Raw genomic sequence first — 24980 nt, forward strand, 5'->3', positions numbered from 1 at the left:
GCTGCCGCGCGTTACCCGCGTTGGTATCGGACCGATGATTGCGGGCGTTCTCCTTGCCGCAATTCTCATTCTCACCCTTGCCTCACCGTGGATCGCTCCGCATGATCCGCTGGCCATGAACCCGTTGATGCGGCTCAAGCCGCCTTCGGATGACTATTTGCTTGGCACTGATAATTACGGTCGTGATCTCTTCTCACGCATGATTCTCGGTGGGCGTATTTCCCTGTTGATAGGCCTTCTCGCTGCCGGAGCTTCAATTGGCGTGGGCATTCTCATCGGCTTGGTCGCTGGTTTTTTCCGCACTGCCGATGCGATCATCATGCGCATGATGGATGCGCTGATGGCAATGCCTTCCATTTTGATCGCCATCGCATTGGTCGCACTGAACGGGCCATCCATTGGCTCGGTGATCGTAGCAATTACCATTCCGGAAATTCCTCGCGTCGTGCGTCTGGTGCGGTCGGTAATCCTGAGTGCTCGCGAAGAGTCCTACGTCGAAGCCGCCCTGGCCCTTGGTTCGAGCACGCCAAAAATTCTTTTCCAGCATCTTCTGCCCAATACAATGGCTCCGCTTATCGTGCAGGGCACCTACATCGTCGCATCGGCAATTCTGACCGAAGCAATCCTATCGTTTCTCGGGGCAGGCATCAGCACCGAGATCCCGACATGGGGGAACATCATGGCCGAAGGCCGCCAGTTTTTCCGCATCAAACCGTCTATTGTGCTCTGGCCAGGGCTTCTGCTGACCCTCTGCGTCCTTTCAATCAATCTTCTGGGCGATGCGGCGCGCGATACGCTTGATCCGCGCCTGAAAAAGCGGGAGGGCTGAAATGGAATTGCGCAATCGTGATTTCACGACAGAACCGGTCGTGCTCGAAATTGAGAATCTCGTCGTGGCGCTACCCAGCGGCACACAGGTTCTTCGCAGCGTCAGCCTTGATATCCGTAAAGGCGAAACAGTTTGTCTCGTTGGCGAATCGGGCTCAGGCAAATCGGTGACCTCACTGACAGCCATGGGCCTTCTTCCCAAGAATGCTTTGTTGGTAAAAACGGGAGCAATTCGACTTGACGGCATTGACCTGCTGAAATTGTCTCCCGCCGATATGAAGAAGATGCGCGCCACACGCATTTCGATGATTTTTCAAGAGCCAATGACGGCGCTCAATCCGGTTATGCGGGTTGGTGAGCAGATCATGGAAGTTCTGGATATTCACACCAATTTGTCGGCCGACGCGAAACGCATCAAAGTCATCAATATTATGGAGCAGGTGCACCTGCCTGACGTTGAGCGCATCTATCAAAGCTTTCCGCACCAACTCTCGGGTGGTCAGCGTCAGCGCATCATGATTGCGATGGCGCTCATACTTGAGCCCGTGGTTTTGATCGCAGATGAGCCGACCACCGCGCTCGACGTGACAACGCAAAAGCAAATTCTGTCATTGATTGCCGAAATGCAGGCAAAACATGGCACGGCAGTTCTGTTCATCACGCATGACATGGGAGTGGTTGCCGAAATTGCCGACCGTGTCTGCGTTATGCACAATGGCGAAATCGTAGAACACGGCGCGATTCGGCAAGTTCTGGCTTCACCGCAAAAGCAATATACAAAAGATCTGCTTGGTTCGGTGCCAAGTCTCATTCCCCGACTGGCGCGCGCATCGCAAGGCGGCGAAGCTGTGATCCGGGTACGCGATCTCGGCATGACTTATCGAAGCCGCGGTATTTTCATCACCAAGCCGGGTGTTCAAGCGTCACGCAACGTAACTTTCGAGCTTCCACGCGGACGCACGCTCGGGATTGTCGGCGAGTCCGGCTCCGGCAAAACCACTGTCGCTCGTTCGATCATGCGGTTGATTGAGCCGACAGAAGGCGAGATATTTGTCGGTGGACGCGACATTGCACATCTTGGCAAACGCGAAATGAAGCCGTTTCGCAAAAAACTGCAGGTTGTATTTCAGGATCCGTTCCGGTCGCTCAATCCGCGCTGGACTATTGAGCAAAGTCTGACGGAAGGGCCGCTCAACTACGATGTGCCTTACGAAGAAGCCGTGGCCGAGGCGAAACGTCTATTGAAGATTGTCTCGCTGCCACTGGATGCTTTAAAGCGATATCCGCATCAATTTTCGGGCGGGCAGCGCCAGCGTATTGCCATTGCCAGGGCTGTTGCCCTCAGGCCCGACATTCTCGTGGCGGACGAGGCGGTCTCCGCGCTGGATGTTTCGATACAGGCACAGGTTCTTGATCTTCTCGCACAGCTTCAGAAGGATACCGGCATCGCCATTATTTTCATAACTCACGATCTGCGCGTCGCAGCACAGATATGTGATGACGTGCTGGTGATGAAACGCGGAGAGGTTGTCGAACATGGCAATGCTGCCGACGTGCTTGGCAATCCGTCGCATGAATATACGCGCTCATTGATTGAGGCGGCTCCCGGCCGCTTCTGGGATTTCGCGGCTGGACGTCCCACCGCCTGATCGAAGGGCCGTTGCTTGCGGCCCCGATTATCTTCAATGCTTCAAACAGGAACGAAATTATGCCCATCATACCGTTTATTGAGGAGAAGGCCGGCGAGATGCGCGCGGTTTTCGAAGACCTTCATCGTCATCCCGAAATTGGCTTTGAGGAGAACCACGCCTCCAGCGTTGTCGCTGATCTTCTAAAGAAGTGGGGTTTCGATGAAGTTCACACCGATATTGCCAAGACTGGCGTCGTCGGCATTCTGAAAGGTCATAATCCTGGCAATCGCCGGATCGGCCTTCGAGCGGATATGGATGCACTGCCGATCGACGAGATTTCGGGCGTTGCCTATACATCGCAAAACCCAGGCCGTATGCATGCCTGCGGCCATGATGGTCACACGACGATGTTGCTGAGCGCAGCCCAATATCTGGCTGCTACGCGCAATTTCGAAGGCACGGCGGTTTTTGTATTTCAACCCGCTGAGGAAGGTCTTGGTGGTGCGCGTACCATGATCGCCGAAGGTCTGTTCGAGCGCTTTCCCTGCGACGAAATCTACGGAATGCACAATCAGCCATTAGGTACGCTCGGCAAAGCGCAGATACGCAAGGGTCCCGCCATGGCCGGGGCCAGCTTTTTCGACATCAAACTAACGGGAAAAGGCAGTCATGCGGCCCAGCCGCATAATTCACGTGACGTGCTGGTAATCGGCGCCGATCTTGTTGGTCAGATTCAGACCATCGTTTCCCGCAATATCCCCGCGACTGAAGCCTGCGTTGTTTCGTGCACCCAATTTCACACAGGCAGCGCCTATAATATCGTGCCGGAAGTCGCCACGATCACCGGTACGATCCGCTATTTCGAGCGTCACGTCTACGATGTGGCGGAAAGCCGCCTGAGAGAAATTTGCGCAGGCGTGGCAGCTGGTTACGGCGTGACCGTTGATGTCGATATTCGCAACGTCTTCGATGTTTTGCGTAATGATAACGAGCTTTCCGACGCCTATATCGCCGCTGCACGCGATGTGCTCGGCGAGGAAAATGTCAGCGATGACTGCCCAGCCTTTATGGGCAGCGAGGACTTCGCCGATATGCTCGCCCGGGTGCCAGGTGCTTACATTAACGTGCAGCACGCCGGCAAGGCCGCCTTGCACAATCCGGCATTTACACTCGAACCGGAAGTGCTTCCGATTGGCGCGTCTATCTATGCTCGGATCGCGGAAACCCGCTTGTCTGTTAACAAGGAATTGGCTGCATGAGCGCGTTTGAACTTCCATTTGACCTTGATGACATGATTGCGCGTCTGCGCCCCTGGATCGAAACCGAAAGCCCGACTTTCGATGCAGCGGCGGTCAATCGAATGGTGGATATTGCCGCCTATGACTTTGCCGCTGCAGGTGCCAGCGTTGAATTCATTCCGGGGCGAATGGGATTTGGCGGGTCTTTGCGCGCAAGGTTTCCGCACGAACATCATGGCAAGCCCGGCATTCTGGTGTCAGGGCATCTCGATACCGTCCATCCGCTTGGCGTCATTGATGTAAATCCGTTTCGCCGGGATGATGGCAAGATTTACGGCCCTGGCATCCAGGATATGAAGGGTGGCAATTTCGTTGCGCTTGAGGCCATGCGTCAGATTGCAAAAAACGGGCTCGCAACCAAGCTTCCTGTCACCTTTCTGTTGACGCCCGACGAAGAGGTGGGAACGCCTTCCACGCGTGATCTGATTGAGCAGGAAGCGCTCAAGAACAAATATGTTCTGGTACCGGAACCCGCACGGCGTGATGGTGGCGCCGTCGTGGGGCGCTATGCCATTGCGCGCTACAATCTCGAAACTATTGGCAGGCCAAGTCATGCTGGCTGGCTGCTCAAGGAAGGACGCTCAGCCATCCGCCGCATGGCCGAAAAGATCATCGAGATCGAAGCACTCACGACGGAAGATTGTACATTCTCTGTCGGTGTTATTCAGGCCGGGCAATGGGTCAATTGCGTTTCATCAAGCTGCAAAGCCGAGGCGCTCAGCATGGCGAAAACCCAAAAGGATCTCGAAGAGGGTGTTTCACGTATCATGGCTCTTGCGGGCGCGAAAGATGATGTGGAACTGATCGTCACGCGCGGGGTGACGCGGCCAGTTTGGGAGCCCGGGCAGCCGCAAGATATGCAGCTTTTCAACTTCGCTAATGATATTGCGAAAGAGGTCGGATTTACCATGACGGCCCAAAGCTCGGGTGGCGGTTCCGATGGAAACTTTACCGGCGCGCTCGGTGTGCCGACACTTGATTCCATCGGCGTGCGTGGTGATGGTCTGCACACCTTGGGCGAGCATATCTTCGAAAACAGTCTGATCGAGCGCGCGCGTCTTCACGCAGGCTTGTTCCTGCGGCTGGAATAAGGCGCAACGGGTCCTACCATGTCTGATGCAAGCCGACTGACCAAAGCCCAGATTCCGGGCCTGAAGGATGACGCTACGATTAATGTGGATCAGTGGGGGGTGGCTCATATCAGAGCCAGCAACCTTCACGATCTCTTTGTTGCGCAAGGCTGGAATGCTGCGCGAGATCGTCTCTGGCAGATCGACACAGCCCGCAAACGCGGGCTGGGTCTGCTGGCGCGTGATTTTGGCCCAGGCTATCTGGAGCAGGACAGGGCAGCCCGGTTGTTACTTTACCGCGGCGACATGGCGGCCGAATGGCGAGCTTACGGGCAGGATTCTGAAGAAATCTGCACTGCATTTGCGAGCGGTATCAATGCTTATGTCGATGCCTGCAATGCGGGCTCGATAGCACTTCCGCCAGAGTTCCTATTGCTTGGTCATCGGCCAGAACACTGGAAGGCGGAAGATGTTGTGCGGGTGCGCACCCATTCGCTGACGCGCAATGCATCCTCCGAACTTTTACGCTCCAAAGTCATGGCTGCTGCGGGCATTGAGCTTGGCGCAAAGCTCGACATGCTTCGCAAGGATTTGTCCCACGGCATTGTGCCCAAGCCGGTCGAAGGCTTTGACCCGGCAATTATGACGGACAGGGTGCTACGTGATTTCAACCTTGCCATCAGCCCCGCGACATTTTCAAAAGAGCGGCTGGCTGCCACATTGGATGAGGCAGCCCTTTGGACGACAGTGGCTCCGACTGGCGATATTGTTCGCGCTTCTTTTGAAGAGGGCTCCAACAACTGGGCCATATCGGCGGAGAAAACCACAACCGGTCGCCCTATACTCGCTCTCGATCCGCATCGCACACATAGTTTGCCATCCATACGATATGTCGTTCACCTGACCATGCCGGGTCTAGACGTGATCGGTGCAGGCGAGCCAATGGTTCCCGGAATATCGATGGGGCATAATGGCAAGATCGCCTTCGGTCTTACCATTTTCGGTGCAGACCAAGAGGATGTCTATGTCTATCAGACGAAGAAAGATGATCCTGATCAATATGCCTACGCAGACGATTGGGAACAGGTCGAAACCATCACCGAGACAATTCCCGTCAAAGGATACCCCGATCAAAAAGTCGAATTAAAGTTCACCCGCCATGGTCCGATCATCTACCAGGATGAAAAAAACCATCGCGCTTTCGGCTTGCGAACTGTTTGGATGGACGCGGGCATGGCGCCCTATATGGCTAGCCTCTCCGTGATGAAAGCGACGAACTACACGGAATATTCCAGCGCGCTGGAAGGCTGGGGCTGCCCTTCCGTCAATCATATTTATGCTGATACGGCCAACACAATTGCATGGAAGCCGTCTGGTGCCACGCCAGTTCGCAACAATTGGGATGGCTTGCTTCCGGTTCCTGGCGATGGGCGATTTGAATGGAATGGCTATCTGTCACCGCAATCGGGGCCCTTGGAGATTAACCCTTCACGCGGTTTTATAGCGACCGCCAACGCTATGAATGTACCGGTCGCTTGGACCGCATCCAATCCAGCTATCGGCTATGAGTGGCTCGACAGCAGCAGGCACGACACGCTCCACAATGAGCTTTCCCGCAGCGAGCCGATTTCCCTCGAAGATTGCGTAGCGCTTCAGAGTTCAACGCGGTCACCGATTGCCGTCCGCGTGTTGAAGCGAGTCAAACGAGTATTTGGCAATGACAATAATGAACAGGCGTGGCGGCTTCTGCAGAACTGGGATGGCGATCTGGCTGCACATTCCGCGCCCGCAGCAATTTTTGAGATATGGTTCAGCAAGCATCTCGGTCCTCTTGTCGCTCGACTGGAAGGGGCCGCACCGGAAATTATTCCGTTGTTAATGCCATTTGATGCACCAAGCATTGCTTCGTGGCTGGAAAAAGCGCCGGATAGTCCCGAGATTGCTAAAGCCCTTCGCCAAAGCCTTAGAGATGCTTGGACGGAATATACTGCCTTGGGGGAAGGGGGCGCCGCGAACCCTCCGTGGGGTTCCATCCATAGGCTTCACTTGCGCCATCCTCTACAGGCGCTCACGGACAAAGAGTGGTCAACTGGGCCAATCGCCTTGGGCGGGAGCAGTTCCACGCTTAACTATGCCACTTACCGATTGAACGACTTCTCAGTCATCTCAGGGCCGTCGGTTCGAATGGTCATCGATGTTGGGGCGTGGGACAACAGTTTTTTCGTCAATAATCCAGGACAATCAGGATTGCCAGATTCTCCGCATTATATCGATCTCTTGAAGCCATGGCATGCCGGGGACCCTGTTCCATTATCGTACTCAGAAGAACAAATAGACAGAGTGACAACAGTGACAATATTGTTGAGTGCTTGAGGCGGATGTGGACATAGCCGGCTGCCAGGCTGAAGGGATTGAACAGGTGCTGGACGAGATCAGGCAAGAGGTGGGGGCATAACGCCCCCTCCCGCAATTTGCATCGCTCAAAGCCTGCTCGAGGCTTGGTCGCTCGTCATACTTCAACCTCATCCTTGCGGGTCTTGACCAGGCTCCAGACCACCCCGCCGGCTATGATCGCGAAGGTGACACCCAGCGACAGCGCGGCAGGAAACTTTTCAAGGCCCAGCATATCAGCGACGAAAACCTTCGAACCGATGAAAATCAGAACCAGAGCAAGGGCTGGTTTGAGATAGCGGAAGCGGTGAATCATTGCCGCAAGAGCAAAATAAAGCGCGCGCAACCCCAGGATGGCGAAGATATTGGACGTATAGACCAGGAACGGGTCAGTGGTGATGGCGAAGATGGCTGGTACCGAGTCAACGGCAAAGATCACATCAGCGACCTCGACCAGAACAAGCGCCATGAACAGCGGCGTAATAAACCAGATCAGCTTGCCCGTCTTGGGGTCCGCCTGCCGCACGAAGAAATGTTCGCCATGATGGGTTTCGGTCACGTTGAACCGGCGGCGCATGAAGCGGACCAGCGCATTATTGGCAATGTCAGGCTCGGATTCTTCCATAACCAGCATTTTCAGGCCAGTGAAGATCAGGAAAGCCGCAAAGATATAAAGCAACCACGCAAATTCAGCGACGAGCGTTGCTCCAACGCCGATCATGATGGCGCGCAGCACGATGACGCCGAGAATACCCCAGAACAGGACACGGTGCTGATAGAGACGGGGGACGGCAAAGAAGGAGAAAATCAGGGCGATAACAAAGACATTGTCCAGCGCGAGCGTCTTTTCGACGACGAAGCCCGTTATATAGGCCATACCCGCATCAGCACCGATATACCACCAGACCCACCCGCCGAAAGCGAGGCCGAGGGAAATATAAAGAACAGAGAGCTTCAAGCTCTCAACCACATTGATCTCCTTGTTTTCCTTGTGAAGAACGCCGAGATCGAATGCCAGTATAGCGAGAACGAGGCCAAAAAAGCTTAGCCACATCCAGACCGGCTTACCCAGCCAGTCGATGAACAAAAAATCGAATTCCATTGAGGATTTCTCCACCGGCGTGCGTTGTCGGGAAACGGTCCGACATCACAAGTTCGCCGGGGCACTTGCCAGAGGGGCCCGGACCAGCGGGTTGGGGGAGAGTTAGGCGGCCGCAGTTCCCGATTCAAGGGCAGGAGGCAGAGAAATTTTCTATTGCGTGCAACTGCTCGCAACGGGCTATGGGGTGTTAGGGTCAGCCCAAGTACCGATAAGGAGCGTCATAAACCTCTCAGCAGCGGGTGACAGCGTTCCGCCTCGTCGACGTACAATGCCTATTGTTCGGGATATCTCTGGATTGCGGATTGGTCTTGTAACCAAAAAGGGATGTTCTTCCTGAGGTGTCGCCAATTTTGGCAAGACGGAAATTCCAAGCCCGGCTTCAACCAGCCCAAGCGATGTCGACAAATGCGTCACCTCATAGGACCAGCGAAGCTTGAGATTGGATTTGGCAAGGGCTGCATCAAGCAACGTTCGATTGCCGCTGGACCTGTGAACCGTGATCAACTGGTACGGCGTCAGGTCACCCCACTCCAATTCGGTTTTTGCCGCCAGCGGATGATCGTTGCGCGCAGCGAGCACGAATGGGTCTTCTATCAGGCGCTCAAAGATGAGATCGGGATCGGATAACCCCATAATATTTATACCAAACTCAACTTCTCCCCGCGCAACTGCCTGCAATCCATCGGTGGCGGTCAGGTCGAGGATTCGAAAACGAATATGCGGATATTCCGAGTTGAACTGCTTGATTACCGTGGGAAGAAAGTAAAACGCGGCTGTCGGAAGACATGCAATGGTCACCAATCCACTACGCTGCGATCCCGTATCCCGAACTGCGAAAAGCGAGGTGTCGAACTCCTCCAGCATTCTGCGCACAAGCGGGATGAGTTCAGCGCCAAGTGCAGTTGTTGAAACGTGCCGCGTCGTACGTTCCAGCAGTGGCCCCCCAATCGCCTGCTCGAGTTTTTGAATGCGCCGGCTCAATGCAGGTTGAGACAGATTGAGCGCCTCAGCCGAGCGATGGAAGTTCTCCAGTTCGACAACAGCCAGGAAAGCACGCAAGTCCAGAATTTCGCAATTAATGCTCATAACGCATCATTCCCTCGGATTTTCGCATTTCACATATCAATCATAATACCGTTTACTGGAACAAATAAGGCCATTGATACCTAAATCACATCGGTAGGTGAAGCAATAATGAACGACCTGATGTCCATTCCCTGTGTTCTCATGCGGGGCGGCACCTCAAAAGGACCCTTCTTCCTTTCGTCAGACCTGCCTTCCAATAGCGCAGAGCGTGATGTGATTCTTCTGTCTTTAATGGGCTCCGGGCATCCTCTTCAAATCGACGGGATAGGTGGCGGCAATCCGGTCACGAGCAAGGTGGCCATTGTCGGACCCTCCAGCATTGCTGGCGCGGATGTTGATTATCTGTTTGCGCAAATTCGGATTGATCAGCAATTGGTCGATACCTCGCCAAATTGCGGGAATATGTTGGCAGCCGTTGGACCCTTTGCGATTGAGGCGGGGCTCGTAGCGGCGACAGGGCCTTTGACTCGCGTCAGAATTCACAATGTTAATACGGGCAAGTTGATCGAAGCGGAGGTTCCAACCCCCGGTGGAAAGGTTGCTTATCTCGGAGATGCGGCAATCGACGGCGTTCCCGGACTGGCGGCGCCGATCGCGTTGACTTTTATGGATGCAGCCGGTGCTCGAACGGGAAAACTCTTCCCCACGGGAAACGCACGTGATCGCATCGATGGTGTCGACGTTACCTGTATTGATTGCGCCATGCCTATGGTGCTGGTTGAGGCTGAAGCAGTCGGAGTAAGCGGATATGAAACGGCGGCCGATCTCAACAGCAATGACGCTTTGCTGAAACGGCTGAAGCATTTGCGGCTCGAAGCTGGCCGGCTCATGGGAATGGGAGATGTTAGCAATCAGGTCACGCCAAAGCCGGTATTGATTTCCAAACCGAGAAATGGCGGAGATCTCAATGTCCGTTATTTCATGCCGGACGAATGTCATCCATCCCTGGCGACGACGGGTGCCGTTGGCATTGCAACCGCATGCATTAGTGAAGGTACGATCGCATCATCGCTGATCGGCAAACACACCCCGCCAGTGATCCTCAGCCTGGAACATCCAAGTGGTCACCTGGACGTAAAACTGGATTCCCGCGAAGGAAAGGTCGTGGCAGGAATACTTAGAACAGCGCGGAGACTATTCGAAGGACATGTCTTTGCAAAGCCGCTCGGCAGCATCGTTCGCGCGGCATAATTTGAAATGGCTACCGGGAGGGTAGCCAAACAACATTACAATCGGAGGAAACATCATGCGTAAACTCGTGCTCGCGCTTGCGGCAACCGTGGCTTTTGCTGGAACGGCTCTCGCCGAACCCGTTCGCATCAGCGTCGGATCCTATAATCTCAACAATCTGCCTTTTCCGGTAGCGGCTGGGTTGGGTCTCTATGAAAAAGAGGGCCTTGAGGTAACTGTTGAGAATTTCGCCTCCGGTGGATCGAAAACGCTCCAGGCGCTTGTCGCGGGCTCAACCGATATCGCCGTTGGCTTTTACGACCATACGATCCAGATGCAGTCGCAGAACAAGGCAGTCGTCGGTTTCGTGCTTCTGGCACGCAATTCGGGCCTCGTTCTTGCCGGAGGAAAAAACGCCACTTTCGATCCGGCCAAGCCCGAAACGATCAAAGGAGCCAAAATCGGCATCACCGCCCCGGGCTCATCATCTGACTTCTTCGTTCGTTACTATTTACAGCGTCACAAACTGTCGGCGGATGATGTTTCGCTGATCGGCGTCGGTTCCGGTTCGGCTGCTGTTGCGGCGCTGGAACAGGGCAAGGTCGACCTGCTGGTCAATTACGATCCGGCGGCGACATTCATCGAAGCCAAGGGTGTCGGCAAGATTCTGATCGATGCCCGTAGCGATGAAGGTGCCAAGGAAATCTACGGCGGAATTTATCCCACATCGGTACTCTATGCCACGCAGTCTTACATCGACGAAAACCCTGAAACGATCCAGAAGGTCACGAATGCGACCGTTGCAGCGCTGGAATGGATGAACAACCACAGCGCTGAGGAAATCGTTGAGAAGCTTCCCAAAGAGTTCATTTCCGGAGATCGGGAAACCTATGTGAAGGCAGTCCAGAATGCCAAGCCCATCTTCTCGGTTGGTGGCAAATTCAACGATACAGACGTTCAAACGCCGTTGGCTGTTCTCAAAAGCTTCAATGAGAAAGTAGCCAATACAACCATCGATCTTTCTAAAACCTACACGAATGATTTCGTGAACAAGGTGACTGGCAAGACCACTAACTGATCCGAGGAGGAAGCCATGTCATTGGCTATGTTAAAACCCGTGCCCGTCCAACCGGGCGAGCAAGATACGAGGCCGATGGTATCGATTGACTCGGTTGAAATGTCATTTGGCACCTATGTAGCTGTACAGGATGTCAACTTGACTGTTGCCGATGGCGAGTTTCTCGCCATCGTTGGGCCCACGGGCTGCGGCAAGAGCACCATTTTGAATGCTATTGCCGGTCTGCTGAAGCCAACGAAGGGAACGGTGAGTATTGATGGCGCGCTCATCAATAACATCCAGAATGATATTGGCTATCTGTTCCAGCAAGACGCGTTGCTGCCGTGGAAGACCTCCATCGAAAATGTCGAACTCAGTCTGATGTTTAAAGGTATTGCAGTCAAAGAGCGCCGCGAACGCTCGATGAACTGGCTTGCAAAGGTTGGCCTTAAAGGGTTCGAGCATCGGTATCCGCACCAGTTGTCGGGCGGCCAGCGCAAGCGCGTACAGATGGCGCAGGCGCTGATCGCAACGCCAAAGGTCATCTTGATGGACGAGCCATTTTCCGCGCTCGACATCCACACCCGACATTTGATGCAGAACGAACTTCTACGGCTCTGGCAGGAAGAGCGTCGGGCCGTCGTGATGATCACGCATGATTTGGAGGAAGCCATTGCTCTTGGCGACCGCGTCGCCATCCTTGCGGCCGGGCCGCGTTCACGGGTCATAGAAAGCTTCCCCGTTGAGCTGGAACGGCCTCGCGATGTCGCGGAAATCAAACTCGATCCACGCTTTATGGATCTGTACCGAAATATCTGGGCAAGCCTGCGCGGCGAAGTGGAGAAAAGCTATGAACGTCGTGACTGAACGCATCATCCAGCTGGGTATTCTGGTTTTTATTCTCGGTGGCTGGCAACTGGGCGTAACCGCCGGTGTCATCGACGTATTCTTCTTCCCAGCTCCTCTGGATATCTTCAACCAGATTGTTACCTGGATTATCCAACCAAGCTTCTACAAGCATGTCTCCATTACGTTGACAGAAACCGTTCTCGGCTATGTCATAGGCACGGCGCTCGGCGTCGCCGCCGGTGTTTGGCTTGGTCTCAGCCGCAGTGCAGCCCGCATCCTTGATCCCTTTATCAAGGGCCTCAATGCAATACCCCGTGTCGTTCTCGCGCCGATCTTTGTTCTTTGGCTTGGCTTGGGCCTTTGGTCGAAAGTAGCGTTGGCTGTCACGCTGGTGTTCTTCATTACGTTTTTCAATGCCATGCAGGGCGTACGCGAAGTCAATCCTGTTGTGCTTGCCAACGCGAAAATCCTCGGTGCCAAACGGTCGGATTTGTTGAGGCATGTCTATTTTCCTGCTGCGGCAAGCTGGATTTTATCATCGCTGCGCACGTCAGTAGGCTTTGCAGTGGTCGGCGCCATTATCGGGGAATATCTCGGTGCTTCCGCTGGATTGGGCTACCTTATCGCCCAGGCAGAAGGCAATTTCGACGCGGTTGGCGTATTTGCCGGCATCATTATTCTGGCAGTGTTCGTCCTGATTATCGACAGAATTCTCGATGTCGCTGAAGGCAAGCTCATCAAGTGGCGGCCCAATGCTGCCGAAGAAAGACCCGCATAAAATCTTGTGGCCGGCAATGCCGGCCACATTCAACTGGACGACCAGCTCGCATCCCGGGTGAAACAAAAAACATCATGTCCGTTGGGGATAATCCGGCATTCCGCCTGAATCAAAATTTCTGGACCGACAATCTGGAAGTATTGACACAGCGCTTCAATGCCTGGCTTGCTCGGTAAGGCCAGCCGCAAATTCAACGCCTGGTTGCAAATACATACCGCATTCCTCATGCGATCAGGAGTGACTATTGACTGATTATTCCATATTTGGTGCCGCCGAACTCAGCCGTCTCGTCCAAACTCGAACTGCTTCCTGCTACGATATAACACTGGATTTTCTGGGCCGGATCGACAGTTTAAATCCGATCCACAATGCCATCATATCCTTACGCCCTCGAGACGAAATCCTGGCAGAAGCAAGCGCTGCCGATGAGATGCTTTCCCGTCACGGCCCGACGGGTCCACTTCACGGTCTTCCCATTGCCATTAAAGACCTGTCCATGACAAAGGGCTTGAGAACCACATTCGGGTCCCCGATCTATGCAAACTTTGTGCCCGAAATGGACTCGCTCTCGGTGGAGCGATTGCGAAGTGCGGGCGCCCTGATTATTGGAAAAACGAACACACCTGAATTCGGTTTGGGATCTCACACCTACAATCCTGTTTTCGGCATCACCCGCAATGCTTTCGATGCGTCGAAATCTGCGGGCGGTTCGAGCGGCGGAGCTGCGGTCGCTGTTGCCTTGAGAATGCTACCCGTTGCTGATGGCAGTGATTTTGGCGGGTCTTTGCGCAATCCTGCGGCATTCAACAATATTTTCGGTTTTCGTCCCTCTCAGGGGCTGGTGCCAAATTGGCCCGCGGCGGATTCATTTTTTTCCCAGCTCGGCACTGAAGGTCCCATGGCCCGCAGCGTCGAAGATCTGGCATTCCTGTTGGACGTGCAAGCCGGATATGAACCGCGAGCGCCTCTATCTATAGAGCAACCGGCTGCTTCCTTTGTCCAAAGTTGCCATGAACAAATTGGTCCGTCTCGTATAGGCTGGCTGGGCGATCTTGGCGGCCATCTGGTTTTCGAGCCTGGCATTATCGATCTTTGCGAAACTGCTTTGAAAACCATGACCGATATTGAATGCACAATAGAGCCAGTCCTGCCAAATTTCGACTTTGAGGCACTTTGGGGTTGTTTTACAACCCTTCGTCAATTCAATTTGAGCGCCAGACTCAAGCCACTCTATGACGATCCGGCAAAGCGGGCTCTTCTCAAGGATGAAGCGCAATGGGAGGTGGAAGGTTGTCTTTCCTTGTCTGCAATCGACATCCTTAATGCCAGTCAGACAAGGACAGCCTGGTATGCAACCATGCTTGAATTGTTCCAGACATATGATTTTCTCGCCATTCCTTCCGCGCAGGTTTTCCCGTTCGATGCCGACCTGCATTGGCCCGAAATGATCGGCGACAGAAAAATGGACAGTTACCATCGCTGGATGGAAGTCGTTGCTCTGGCGACGCTTTCCGGATGTCCGGTCGTCAATGTACCAGTCGGGTTTCGCAATGGCCTCCCGATGGGTATGCAGCTCATAGGCCGACCTAGATCGGATGCTCGCCTGCTTAGCCTTGCGAGGTCTTATGAAATCATATTGCCGTTCAAGACAGGCCGAAACGAACCCTGAACGCCAATGATCACAAGAGGGGGTCAGGAAGCTGATTGACTTGGTCCCCGCCCCCTCAGGTTCTCGCCGCGTTTCCGCATCGCTTCCGCCGCGTGCCCTTCATCATCGATGGAGGCGCAGGCTGTAGCGCTGCAAGCAGTATTTCTATCCCATCAAATTCCCATCAAAAAAGCTCAAAAAGAGTTGCACACCTCATTTGACTGAATTACTATTTCAGGCGGAGGAGAATTCTCGTGGTGAAAATGACGCTTGAAGACGTCGCCCGAGAAGCCGGTGTCAGTCTTGCAACGGTTGATCGCGTGGTAAACGGGAGGATAGGTGTGCATGCGCGCACGATCCAACGCGTCAATGCGGCTATCAAACAGCTTGGCTTCCTTCCTGATCCCCATGCGTCGCGGCTGGCTCGCGGACGCGATTACGATTTCCGCATCATTCTCCCCACCGGCGAAAATGAATTCATGCAGGCTCTTGCTGCCGAGTTTCGCGCTACTCGCGAACGTCAATTGCAGGAGCGGGTGCGCCTGACCATTCAATATGTCGATACATTCGATGGCGAAGCACTTGCCACCGCCTTGGAAAAGCTTCCAAGAGGCATTGATGGCGTCGCCGTTGTCGCTCTGGATCACCCTGCTGTTACCGAGGCCATAAATACACTGGCCGATTCCGGCGTTGTTGTCCTGACGCTCGTATCAGACGTGCCCAACTCACGGCGTGCGCATTATGTCGGCATCGACAATTTTGCGGCAGGCCGCACCGCCGCATCGCTGATCGGCCGCTTCGTTGGAACCCGCAAAGGCAAGGTCGGGATGATTGCAGGTTCGCTGGCACTGCGTGATCATGTCGAGCGGCAATTCGGCTTTGAACAGGTTCTTGCACGCGAATACCCCAATCTTGAAGTCCTGCCGGTTCGCGAAGCACGCGACGAAAATGCCCGGGTGGAAGCCGTTTGCCGGTCACTGATCGAAGATCACCCCGACACAGTTGCGATCTATAATGCCGGGGGAGGGCAGGCTGGTGTCATCGCTGCCCTGGAAACGTCCGGGCGCACATCTGACATGATTTTTGTTGCCCACGAATTGACGTCGTCAACACGTCGTCACCTTGTGCGTGGCACAATCGACGCAATCATCAATCAGGATGTGGGCCACATGGCCCGCAGCGCCGCACGGATCCTGACTGCCCTGAAAGAGGGCCGCCCCATTGTTTCGGGGCAGGAACATATCCGCATCGACATCTTTCTCAGGGACAACATGCCCTGACGGCTATATTTTGGAATTGGAGGAATACATATGAAGACGATTAAAGGACCCGCCATTTTTCTCGCACAGTTTGCGGGCGATGCTGCGCCGTTCAATACGCTGGATGGCATGTGCGGTTGGGCCGCTGGCCATGGCTATAAGGGTATCCAGATTCCTGCCTGGGACGGGCGTCTCATTGATCTGAAGAAAGCTTCCGACTCCAAGGACTATTGCGATGAGATCGCCGGGACAGCAGCGTCCCACGGCTTGACGATCACGGAGCTTGCAACCCATCTCCAAGGTCAGCTCGTTGCCGTTCATCCTGTTTATGACGAGCTCATGGATGGCTTTGCTGCGCCTGAAGTGCATGGCAACCCAGCGGCGCGGCAGGAATGGGCTGTTGATCAGCTGAAGCGGGCGGCGCGGGCGTCCAAGCATCTGGGCCTTAAGACCGTTCCCACCTTTTCCGGTGCGCTGGCATGGCCTTTTCTCTATCCATTCCCACAGCGTCCGGCAGGTCTGGTCGAAGCGGCGTTTGATGAACTGGCAAAACGCTGGACACCTATTCTCGACTACTTCGATGAGCAAGGCGTCGATGCTGCCTATGAAATTCACCCCGGCGAAGATCTGCATGACGGCATAACCTACGAGATGTTTCTGGAGCGGGTGAACAACCATTCGCGCGCCAATCTTCTTTATGATCCTTCGCATTTCGTGCTGCAGCAGCTCGACTATCTTGATTATATCGACATCTACCATGAGCGTATCAAAGCCTTCCATGTGAAGGACGCCGAGTTCAACCCGACAGGGCGGCAGGGTGTCTATGGCGGCTTCCAATCCTGGGTGAACCGTGCCGGGCGTTTCCGCTCGCTTGGCGATGGACAGGTGGATTTCGGCGCAATCTTTTCAAAGCTGACTGCCTATGATTTCGATGGCTGGGCAGTTCTGGAATGGGAATGCGCGTTGAAACACCCCGAAGATGGGGCGCGCGAAGGTGCCCAATTCATCGACGCTCATCTGATCCGCGTGACCGAGCGGGCATTTGACGATTTTGCCGGGTCCGGCACCGACGACGCGGCCAATCGCCGTATTCTTGGCTTGAAGTAAGAGGGTAAAGCAATGGCCATTGGAGCATCAAAAGAAAAGCCTGCGAGCAAGCGCATCCGTATCGGCATGGTCGGTGGCGGGCAGGGCGCTTTCATCGGCGCGGTTCACCGCATCGCGCTGCGTATGGATGACCAGTTTGAGCTGGTTGCAGGCGCACTCTCATCCGATGCGGCGCGCGCCAAGGCGTCAGCCCGCGAACTCGGCATCGCCGATGATCGCGCCTATACATCTTTCGAAGAAATGGCAAAAGCGGAGGCCAAACGTCCTGATGGCATCGAGGCCGTTTCCATCGTTACGCCAAACCACATGCACGCACCGGCAGCAAAGGCTTTTCTCAAAGCTGGCATTCACGTCATTTGCGACAAGCCGCTGACCACGACTGTCAAGGAAGCAAAGGAGCTTGTCTCTCTGGTAGACAAGACCGGCAAGCTTTTCGTGGTTACCCATAATTACACTGGCTACCCCATGATGCGGCAGGCGCGTGCCATGGTGGAAAAGGGTTTGCTCGGAACCATACGCGTGGTGCAGGCTGAATATCCCCAGGATTGGATGACCGAGAAAACAGAAAGCTCCGGTTCGAAACAGGCCGAATGGCGCGTTGATCCCAAGCGTTCGGGTGCCGGCGGCGCCATCGGCGATATTGGCACCCATGCCTATAATCTTGCTTGCTTCGTGTCCGGTTTGAAGCTCAAGCAACTTTGCGCCGAGTTGACCAGTTTTGGCGAAGGCCGCGTTCTTGATGATGACGTTCAGATTCTGATGCGCTTTGAGGGCGGCGCAAAAGGTATGATCTGGGCAAGCCAGGTCGCTCCGGGCAATGAGAATGGCCTGAAGCTGCGCATATATGGTACCAAGGGTGGGCTGGAATGGACGCAGGCCGATCCGAATTATCTCTGGTACACGCCCTTCGGCAAGCCCAAGCAATTGCTGACCCGCGGCGGCGCGGGTGCATCGCCGGAAGCGGCGCGCGTAACGCGCGTTCCCGGCGGGCATCCAGAAGGCTACCTTGAGGGCTTTGCCAATATTTATACCGAGGCAGCGCAGGCAATTCTTGCGGCTCGCAGCGGCAAAAAACTGCCGAAGGATGTCATTTATCCAACCGTTCAAGATGGCTTGGCCGGCATGGAATTCATTGAAGCTGCGGTCAAGTCTTCGAAGGCTGGCGGCGTTTGGACGAAGGTGTGATGGAGACAAACAAACCCTTGAACGCCTCGAACGTACCGGTGCTGGAAGCACGCGGCATTGCCAAGGCGTTTGGTCCCGTGGAAGTTTTGACCGATATCAGCCTGTCGATCATGCCGGGCGAGGTCCATGCGATCATCGGCGAAAACGGCGCGGGCAAGTCCACGCTGATGAAACTCCTCAGCGGGCACCTCAAGCCGACACGCGGTTCCGTTGCCATTGATAATGAGCCCGTGAGCTTTGCCGGTCCCGTCGATGCGGAACATCGCGGTCTGGTCCTGGTGCATCAGGAAATTCTGCTTGCACCGGACCTGACCGTTGCCCAGAACATTTTTATGGGGCGTGAGCTAAAGCGCGGCCTTATGGTCAACGACCGTGAGATGAACAGGCAGTCAGCGGAGGCTGTTCGAAGCCTCGGAGCCGATATCGATCCGACCACGCAGATTGCCCGTCTTTCCATTGCGCGGCGTCAATTGGTCCAGATCGCCCGTGCATTGCAGGTGCCGCACCGTGTTGTCATTTTCGATGAGCCGACAGCCTCGCTCACCCCCATCGAAACCGAAGCGCTGCTCAAAGTCATCCGCGACCTGCGCGACAAGGGCGTGGCCATTCTCTATATCTCGCATCGCCTGCCTGAAGTGGCTGCGATTGCAGATCGCATCACAGTCTTGCGCGATGGTAAGCTCATTACAACCCGCAACGCCTCTGAATTGCAGCCAGTCGATATGGCGCGATTAATGGTCGGCCGGGATATGTCAAAACTTTATCCTGAGCGCGAGGATACGGCCGCGCACCAGACGGTGCTTGCAGTCAAGAATTTCGACGTGCCGGGCTATGCCCGTGACGCATCCTTTACCCTGCGGAAAGGTGAGATCCTCGGCTTTGCCGGTCTGATCGGCGCTGGGCGTACAGAGCTGCTTGAGGGCATCGTCGGATTGCGCCATGGCAGTGGCACGATTGAATTTAATGGCAAGCCCATCACATTCCACACCGTGCGTGACAGCATGGCGGCAGGCATTGTTTACTTGAGCGAAGATCGCAAGGGCAAAGGACTTCTTCTGGCGCAGGACCTGCGTACAAACCTTACGCTGGCCACGCTCGAAAAATTCACCAAAGGACCGCTGATCGAACGCAAGCGGGAGGATAAAAGTCTCGATAAAGCGATCAGCGATTTCAATATTCGCGCCCGTCGCCGTGATCTTCTGGCCGGGCAGCTTTCGGGCGGCAATCAGCAGAAGCTCCTATTGGCAAAGATGATGCTGCTGGAACCGAGCATCGTCATTATCGACGAGCCGACGCGCGGCATCGATATCGGCACCAAGGAACAGATTTATCAGTTCATTGCAAACCTCGCCAAGGCAGGGAAATCCGTCATCGTTATCTCGTCCGAGATGCAGGAACTGATAGGCATTTGCCACCGCATCCTCGTCATGCGCTCATCGCGCATCGTCGGCGAGGTGACAGGCGATGCAATGACCGAAGAAGAAATCGTCGTCCACGCCACAGGCGTCAAGATCAACGAAGCAGAGCTTTACAGTGCGGGGAACGCATGAGCGACACATCAACAAATACCGATACACGCGGTGCCTTTCGCAAACTGGCTGATCTGGACAAGACAGCCGTTGCTCCCTTCCTTGCGCTCGCGGCGCTGTTCGTCCTTGGTGCGCTCATCAATCCGAACTTCCTGTCGATAGACAATCTTCTCAACGTTCTGACCAGATCGTCTTTCATTGCAATCATTGCCGTTGGCGCAACCTTCGTCATCTCGGCTGGCGGTCTTGATCTGTCTGTCGGGTCCATGGCTGCGCTGGTTGCGGGCATCATGCTGCTGTTCTTGAATTCAGCGGCGATTGATGGCGATATGGCGATGCTTTGCGTTGGCGTTGTCGTCGCTATTGGCGTCGGCGCCTTGGCGGGTCTGCTCAACGGCGCAATCATCACGATCGGCAAGATCGAACCCTTTATCGTGACGCTCGGAACCATGGCAATCTTCCGGTCTGTCACGGTCTGGCTGGCAGATGGCGGGTCCATCGCCATGAAATCAACCTCGATGCGCGCTCTGTTCAGGCCTGTTTACACCGGCACATTCATCGGGCTGCCCATTCCCGTCTGGATCATCGCAATTGTCGGTATTCTGGCAGCTTTCATTTTGTACAAAACGTCTTTCGGAAGGCATGTGATCGCCGTCGGTTCTAACGAGGATGTAGCGAAATATTCCGGCATCCACGTCAACCGTGTGCGCGCCATGACCTATGTGCTGCAAGGTATTTGCGTCGCCATCGCCGTCGTCGTTTATATTCCGCGCCTTGGGGCCGCAACGACAACAACCGGCATGTTGTGGGAGTTGCAGGCAATCACGGCTGTGGTCATTGGCGGCACTGCGCTGCGGGGCGGCGTCGGGCGTATCTGGGGCACGATCTGCGGTGCTTTCATGCTGGAGATCGTCGGCAACATCATGGTGCTGTCCAACATTGTCAGCGAATATCTGATCGGAGCCGTTCAGGGCACGATCATCATCATTGCAATGCTCGTCCAACGGACGCTGCAAAAGAAGAAATGATGACAACGAATAGGGGCGGGAGGCTGCCTCTTCAGACGGGACGGGGGAAAAGGGGCCACCCACCGAGCCGAAATCAAGGCCCGAACGAAAAATTGGGAGAGAACAAATGCGTAAACTCATGATGGGTCTGGTGGGGGCGGCACTCGCCTCGACAATGACCTTCGCCTACGCGCAAGACAAACAGGTCAATATTGCCGTGTCGATTCCGGCGGCTGACCATGGTTGGACCGGCGGCGTTGTCTATCACGCTGAACGTGCCGCCAAATTGCTTGAAAAAGCCCATCCGGGTCTGAAGATCACTGTGAAGACTTCGCCTGACGGCGCTTCGCAGGCCAATGCGCTGGAAGATCTGACCACACAGGGCATGGACGCTCTGGTGACCTTGCCGCACAATTCGGATGAATTGACCGACCCGCTTCGCCAGGTCAAGGAAAAGGGCATCTTCGTCACGGTTGTTGACCGCGCGCTTTCCGATCCGACAGTTCAGGACCTCTACGTTGCCGGCAACAATCCGGAGCTTGGCCGCGTAGCGGGAACCTATCTGAAAGACACACTGAAGACCGGTGACGTCGTGGTTATCCGCGGCCTTCCTATCGTTATCGATGAAGAGCGCCAGAAGGGCTTCGACGAAGCCATTGCAGGTAGCGGCATCAAGGTACTCGACAAGCAGTTTGGTAATTGGTCGCGCGATGACGCGTTCAAGGTCATGCAGGACTATCTGACCAAATTCCCGAAGATCGATGCGGTCTGGTGCCAGGATGACGATATGGCCGTTGGCGTTCTTGAAGCCATCAGCCAGGCAAAGCGTACCGATATCAAAATGGTTATCGGTGGTGCGGGCATGAAGGACATGATCAAGCGTGTTGCTGATGGCGATACAATGACGCCGATCAACGTGCTTTATCCACCTTCAATGATCGCAACTGCAATGGAACTGACCGTTGCCAATTTCTACGATCAGGTTCCAGTTCGGGGCAGCTATATTCTTGATGCAACACTGGTCACCAAGGATAATGCCGCTGAATTCTACTTCCCTGATTCACCGTTCTGATCAGACATGAATGAAGCTGGAAAAGGCCCTGCGAGGGGCCTTTTTTGCAACAGCGTTTTGCAATAGCTACTAGCCGCCAGCCTATCTTTACGATCAACTGGGACATTGCACTGATGCTGTGCGTGGTTCGACGGGGCTCACCATGCGGAAAATGAAGATTTGGCAGGGAGCTGGTTTTGAGACGTTTCAGGTAGACGTGTAACCCACTACTTTCCTCATGGTGAGCCCCGTCGAACCACGCACTAGATCAATGCCCTCTTCCGCCCTCCTGAGCTTGTCGAAGGGCGAACCACGCACAGCATCAGTGCAATATCAACTTCCAAATTGAATACCGGATTTTGTGGTAGGATTCAGCTGCCGGATGCAGGCTTTCGGGTCTATCCCGGCCCCCGCGCATTCCGTTGAATCATTCACCAGAACACGCGTTATTTTCGTGCAATCAAGCTCACCAAGATCAAAGCGGCGCACTTTGGTTTTTCCCTGCGGCAGTTCTTTGAAATCCAGCACGGTGATACGGTCGACCACCTGAGCCTGATTGAACAGCGCGACCTCAAAACCCACCTTGTCCAAGGCCACGCCAAGACTATTGGTAACGACAAAGGTTAGCCGGCAGCCCTTTTCCGAAGGCTGCAGTGCATTCAGCTCCAAGGTCAGCGCCGGTGGGGCACCCTCCTGCGCTGGCGCAATGTCTGCTGCGGCGAGAACCAGCAATCCCGTTGCGGCAAGCAGGCCGAGGGAATGCCGCGTCAGAAACCTGATAAAATGGCCCTGTGTATTGTGTACCATGACGTCCATTTCCTGATCACAGTTTTGTCAATTCTGAAACATGACTCATTGACTCTTATTTAATTTGAGTAATAAAGATGAAACTTGTAGTCAAGTTTAAATAGAGGGGTCTTGGACCAACCATCACCCTTTGAGAAAGGCACGAAAAGGCCATTGCCATGTCGAGACGCCAAATCATCGATCTGCAGGTTCGCCTTCCTAACATGACGCCCATGCGAGCAGACTATAGCCGCCCCGTACAATCAGATATCCGCGTGTTTGGCAGTGATCTTCTATTCGACGGATCAAGCGAAGTCGGCATTGAACATGCCGGCTCGCTCTATCGTTTGAAAATCACCCGCCAAGGCAAACTCATCCTGAATAAATGACCCAGCAATCGATCACCAACGTTACGAATGGTAATAAAATGACACCCGAAGCGATCCGCCAGGCAAGAATAGACAATCCCAAAATGCGTGAGCGCGATCTGGCGCAGCAGTTGACTATATCCGAAGCTGATTTCGTCGCCGCCTATTGCGGTATCAGTGCAACCCGTATCACACCACAGATTGAAACATTCCTGACCGAGATCGAAGCTCTCGGCGAAGTCATGGCGCTTACCCGCAATGAAAGCGCCGTTCATGAAAAGATCGGCGTCTATGACAAGCCCATCGTCGGCAAACATGCCTCGATGATGCTCGGCGAACAGATCGACTTGCGCCTGTTTCCCAAATCCTGGGCGCATGGTTTTGCCGTTGAGAAGGACGATGGCGATGTGGTTCGCCGCAGCCTGCAATTCTTCGATGCCGCAGGCGAAGCCATTCACAAGATTCATCTGCGCCCCGCTTCCAATCTGGAAGCCTACACAGCTCTGGTGGCAAAGCTGAAACTGGAAGATCAGTCCCAGACGATCGAGACCACCGAATTGCCGAAGCTCGAGCAGAAAAAGCGGGAGCTTGAAGAGCTCGATACTGCCGGCCTGCGGGATCGCTGGACCCAGATGAAGGATGTGCACGAGTTTTTCGGCATCCTGAATTCACTGGAAATGACCCGTCATCAGGCGGTACAGGTGATTGGTCAGGACTATGCCTGGCAGCTGGATAATGATGCGCTGACGGCAATGATACACCATGCGGCACAGGAAGCATTGCCGATCATGTGCTTTGTTGGCAATCGCGGCTGCATTCAGATTCATTCCGGTCCGGTCCAGAATGTCAAACCAATGGGTCCATGGATCAACGTCATGGACGAAACCTTCCATCTGCATCTGCGTACCGATCATATTGCCGAGCTCTGGGCCGTACGCAAACCGACCAAAGATGGTCACGTAACCTCTCTTGAGGCCTATGGTGCGGAAGGCGAGATGATTATCCAGTTCTTTGGAAAACGTCATGAAGGTTCTCATGAACGTCCCGACTGGCGCAATCTCGTGGAGAGTCTGCCTCGCCTGATGCGTGTGGCCGCATAAAATGACCAAGTCTGTCAAATTAGCTGCTCTTGCCGGGATTTTCGGGGTTCTGGCTCTTTCCAGCCATGCATCTGCCAAGGAAGTCTCGGGGTCGCTACCCGATACCAGCCGGGTCGTATCCATTGGCGGCTCGATCACCGAGATCATCTTCGCACTCGGGGAACAGGGCCGTCTCGTCGGGCGCGATACGACCAGCGTCTATCCAAAGGAAGCATTTGCGCTGCCTGATGTCGGATATATGCGGGCTTTGTCGGCTGAAGGTGTTCTTTCGATCAATCCGACTGCGATTATTGCCGTGGAAGGCAGCGGCCCGGAGCAAGCTGTCGATCTTCTGAAAAAGGCCAGTGTTCCTTTCGTTTTCGTTCCTGAAAATTACACGGCCACAAGCGTTTCGGAGAAAATCCGGATCGTCGGCAAAGCGCTCAGCGTTGAAGACAAGGCCAAAAAGCTTGCGGACGATGTTGAAGCCGATCTTGCTGCCGCTCAGGCTGAAACGAAAGACATCAAAACCCGCAGGCGCGTTTTGTTCGTTCTCAGCATTCAGGGCGGAAAGATTCTGGCCGCTGGCGACCATTCAGCTGCAAACGGCATCATTAAACTCGCAGGCGCAGACAATGCTGTCGAAGGTTTTACCGGATACAAGGCTTTGAGCGATGAAAGCATCCTGCTGGCAAAACCCG

Annotated in this window: 22 protein-coding genes; 19 read left to right on the plus strand and 3 right to left on the minus strand. The window is 54.6% G+C overall.

The window, feature by feature from the left end; all coding sequences use genetic code 11:
* Positions 1 to 34: 34 nt before the first annotated feature.
* Genes QFZ34_RS01510 through QFZ34_RS01530 form a run of 5 tightly spaced genes read left to right on the plus strand, consistent with a single transcriptional unit; the run spans position 35 to position 7200 of the window.
* Positions 35 to 829, plus strand: a complete 795-nt coding sequence (locus tag QFZ34_RS01510; RefSeq protein WP_370878668.1) for an ABC transporter permease — start codon at positions 35 to 37, stop codon at positions 827 to 829.
* Between the two features lies 1 nt (position 830).
* On the plus strand, positions 831 to 2477 hold the full coding sequence (locus tag QFZ34_RS01515; protein ID WP_307275898.1) for an ABC transporter ATP-binding protein: 1647 nt from the start codon (positions 831 to 833) through the stop codon (positions 2475 to 2477).
* Between the two features lie 59 nt (positions 2478 to 2536).
* Entirely contained in the window at positions 2537 to 3718 is a 1182-nt protein-coding gene (locus QFZ34_RS01520; RefSeq protein WP_307275901.1) for a M20 aminoacylase family protein, read from the plus strand.
* On the plus strand, positions 3715 to 4848 hold the full coding sequence (locus QFZ34_RS01525; protein ID WP_307275904.1) for a M20/M25/M40 family metallo-hydrolase: 1134 nt from the start codon (positions 3715 to 3717) through the stop codon (positions 4846 to 4848). Before QFZ34_RS01520 ends, QFZ34_RS01525 begins: the two co-directional genes overlap by 4 nt.
* An 18-nt stretch (positions 4849 to 4866) precedes the next feature.
* Positions 4867 to 7200, plus strand: coding sequence for a penicillin acylase family protein (locus QFZ34_RS01530; protein ID WP_307275907.1), 2334 nt, complete (start codon positions 4867 to 4869; stop codon positions 7198 to 7200).
* Positions 7201 to 7336: 136 nt separating this feature from the next.
* Here QFZ34_RS01530 and QFZ34_RS01535 read toward each other — a convergent pair whose 3' ends face one another.
* Together QFZ34_RS01535 and QFZ34_RS01540 are read right to left on the minus strand one after the other, a co-directional pair.
* Positions 7337 to 8320 (minus strand): TerC family protein, encoded by a 984-nt coding sequence (locus tag QFZ34_RS01535; RefSeq protein ID WP_115053722.1) that lies wholly within the window; start codon positions 8318 to 8320, stop codon positions 7337 to 7339.
* A 177-nt stretch (positions 8321 to 8497) separates the two neighbouring features.
* Positions 8498 to 9406: a LysR family transcriptional regulator gene (locus QFZ34_RS01540; protein ID WP_115053721.1), complete on the minus strand. Its 909-nt coding sequence runs from the start codon at positions 9404 to 9406 to the stop codon at positions 8498 to 8500.
* A 108-nt stretch (positions 9407 to 9514) separates the two neighbouring features.
* On the opposite strand from QFZ34_RS01540, the gene QFZ34_RS01545 reads away from it, so the two are divergent.
* From QFZ34_RS01545 to QFZ34_RS01595, 11 genes are all read left to right on the plus strand, one after another.
* The gene (locus QFZ34_RS01545) at positions 9515 to 10597 is read left to right on the plus strand and encodes a 4-oxalomesaconate tautomerase (protein ID WP_115053720.1); all 1083 of its coding nucleotides are present in this window, start codon (positions 9515 to 9517) and stop codon (positions 10595 to 10597) included.
* A 55-nt stretch (positions 10598 to 10652) separates the two neighbouring features.
* A complete protein-coding gene (locus QFZ34_RS01550) occupies positions 10653 to 11654 on the plus strand; it encodes an ABC transporter substrate-binding protein (protein ID WP_307275914.1) in 1002 nt (333 codons plus the stop codon).
* Positions 11655 to 11669: 15 nt separating this feature from the next.
* Positions 11670 to 12500 carry an ABC transporter ATP-binding protein gene (locus QFZ34_RS01555; protein WP_307275917.1) on the plus strand — a complete coding sequence of 277 codons (831 nt, stop codon included), beginning with the start codon at positions 11670 to 11672 and terminating at the stop codon, positions 12498 to 12500.
* The gene (locus tag QFZ34_RS01560) at positions 12484 to 13260 is read left to right on the plus strand and encodes an ABC transporter permease (protein WP_115053717.1); all 777 of its coding nucleotides are present in this window, start codon (positions 12484 to 12486) and stop codon (positions 13258 to 13260) included. The genes QFZ34_RS01555 and QFZ34_RS01560 overlap by 17 nt, the downstream gene beginning before the upstream one ends.
* Before the next feature lie 244 nt (positions 13261 to 13504).
* Entirely contained in the window at positions 13505 to 14929 is a 1425-nt protein-coding gene (locus tag QFZ34_RS01565) for an amidase (RefSeq protein WP_307275921.1), read from the plus strand.
* Positions 14930 to 15171: 242 nt separating this feature from the next.
* The gene (locus QFZ34_RS01570; RefSeq protein ID WP_307276003.1) at positions 15172 to 16188 is read left to right on the plus strand and encodes a LacI family DNA-binding transcriptional regulator; all 1017 of its coding nucleotides are present in this window, start codon (positions 15172 to 15174) and stop codon (positions 16186 to 16188) included.
* 30 nt (positions 16189 to 16218) lie between these two features.
* Positions 16219 to 17274, plus strand: a complete 1056-nt coding sequence (locus tag QFZ34_RS01575; RefSeq protein ID WP_307275924.1) for a sugar phosphate isomerase/epimerase family protein — start codon at positions 16219 to 16221, stop codon at positions 17272 to 17274.
* Positions 17275 to 17286: 12 nt separating this feature from the next.
* The gene (locus QFZ34_RS01580) at positions 17287 to 18459 is read left to right on the plus strand and encodes a Gfo/Idh/MocA family protein (RefSeq protein WP_115053714.1); all 1173 of its coding nucleotides are present in this window, start codon (positions 17287 to 17289) and stop codon (positions 18457 to 18459) included.
* Positions 18459 to 20009: a sugar ABC transporter ATP-binding protein gene (locus QFZ34_RS01585; RefSeq protein WP_307276006.1), complete on the plus strand. Its 1551-nt coding sequence runs from the start codon at positions 18459 to 18461 to the stop codon at positions 20007 to 20009. The genes QFZ34_RS01580 and QFZ34_RS01585 overlap by 1 nt, the downstream gene beginning before the upstream one ends.
* Positions 20006 to 21016 carry an ABC transporter permease gene (locus tag QFZ34_RS01590; RefSeq protein WP_115053712.1) on the plus strand — a complete coding sequence of 337 codons (1011 nt, stop codon included), beginning with the start codon at positions 20006 to 20008 and terminating at the stop codon, positions 21014 to 21016. The genes QFZ34_RS01585 and QFZ34_RS01590 overlap by 4 nt, the downstream gene beginning before the upstream one ends.
* Before the next feature lie 106 nt (positions 21017 to 21122).
* Positions 21123 to 22067 (plus strand): substrate-binding domain-containing protein, encoded by a 945-nt coding sequence (locus QFZ34_RS01595; protein WP_115053711.1) that lies wholly within the window; start codon positions 21123 to 21125, stop codon positions 22065 to 22067.
* Positions 22068 to 22379: 312 nt separating this feature from the next.
* On the opposite strand, the gene QFZ34_RS01600 is transcribed toward QFZ34_RS01595, so the two are convergent.
* Complete coding sequence (locus tag QFZ34_RS01600; protein WP_307275930.1) at positions 22380 to 22853, minus strand: hypothetical protein; 474 nt, start codon at positions 22851 to 22853, stop codon at positions 22380 to 22382.
* Positions 22854 to 23065: 212 nt separating this feature from the next.
* Between QFZ34_RS01600 and hemP the strand changes: the two genes are divergently transcribed.
* From hemP to QFZ34_RS01615, 3 genes are all read left to right on the plus strand, one after another.
* A complete protein-coding gene (gene hemP, locus QFZ34_RS01605) occupies positions 23066 to 23221 on the plus strand; it encodes a hemin uptake protein HemP (RefSeq protein ID WP_307276008.1) in 156 nt (51 codons plus the stop codon).
* A gap of 38 nt (positions 23222 to 23259) precedes the next feature.
* Positions 23260 to 24300, plus strand: a complete 1041-nt coding sequence (locus QFZ34_RS01610; protein ID WP_307275932.1) for a hemin-degrading factor — start codon at positions 23260 to 23262, stop codon at positions 24298 to 24300.
* A 1-nt stretch (position 24301) separates the two neighbouring features.
* On the plus strand, positions 24302 to 24980 hold a 679-nt coding region (locus QFZ34_RS01615), incomplete at its 3' end, for a heme/hemin ABC transporter substrate-binding protein (protein WP_307275934.1).

It is taken from the genome of Phyllobacterium ifriqiyense, assembly GCF_030817885.1.
Taxonomy (GTDB): Bacteria; Pseudomonadota; Alphaproteobacteria; order Rhizobiales; family Rhizobiaceae; genus Phyllobacterium; species Phyllobacterium ifriqiyense.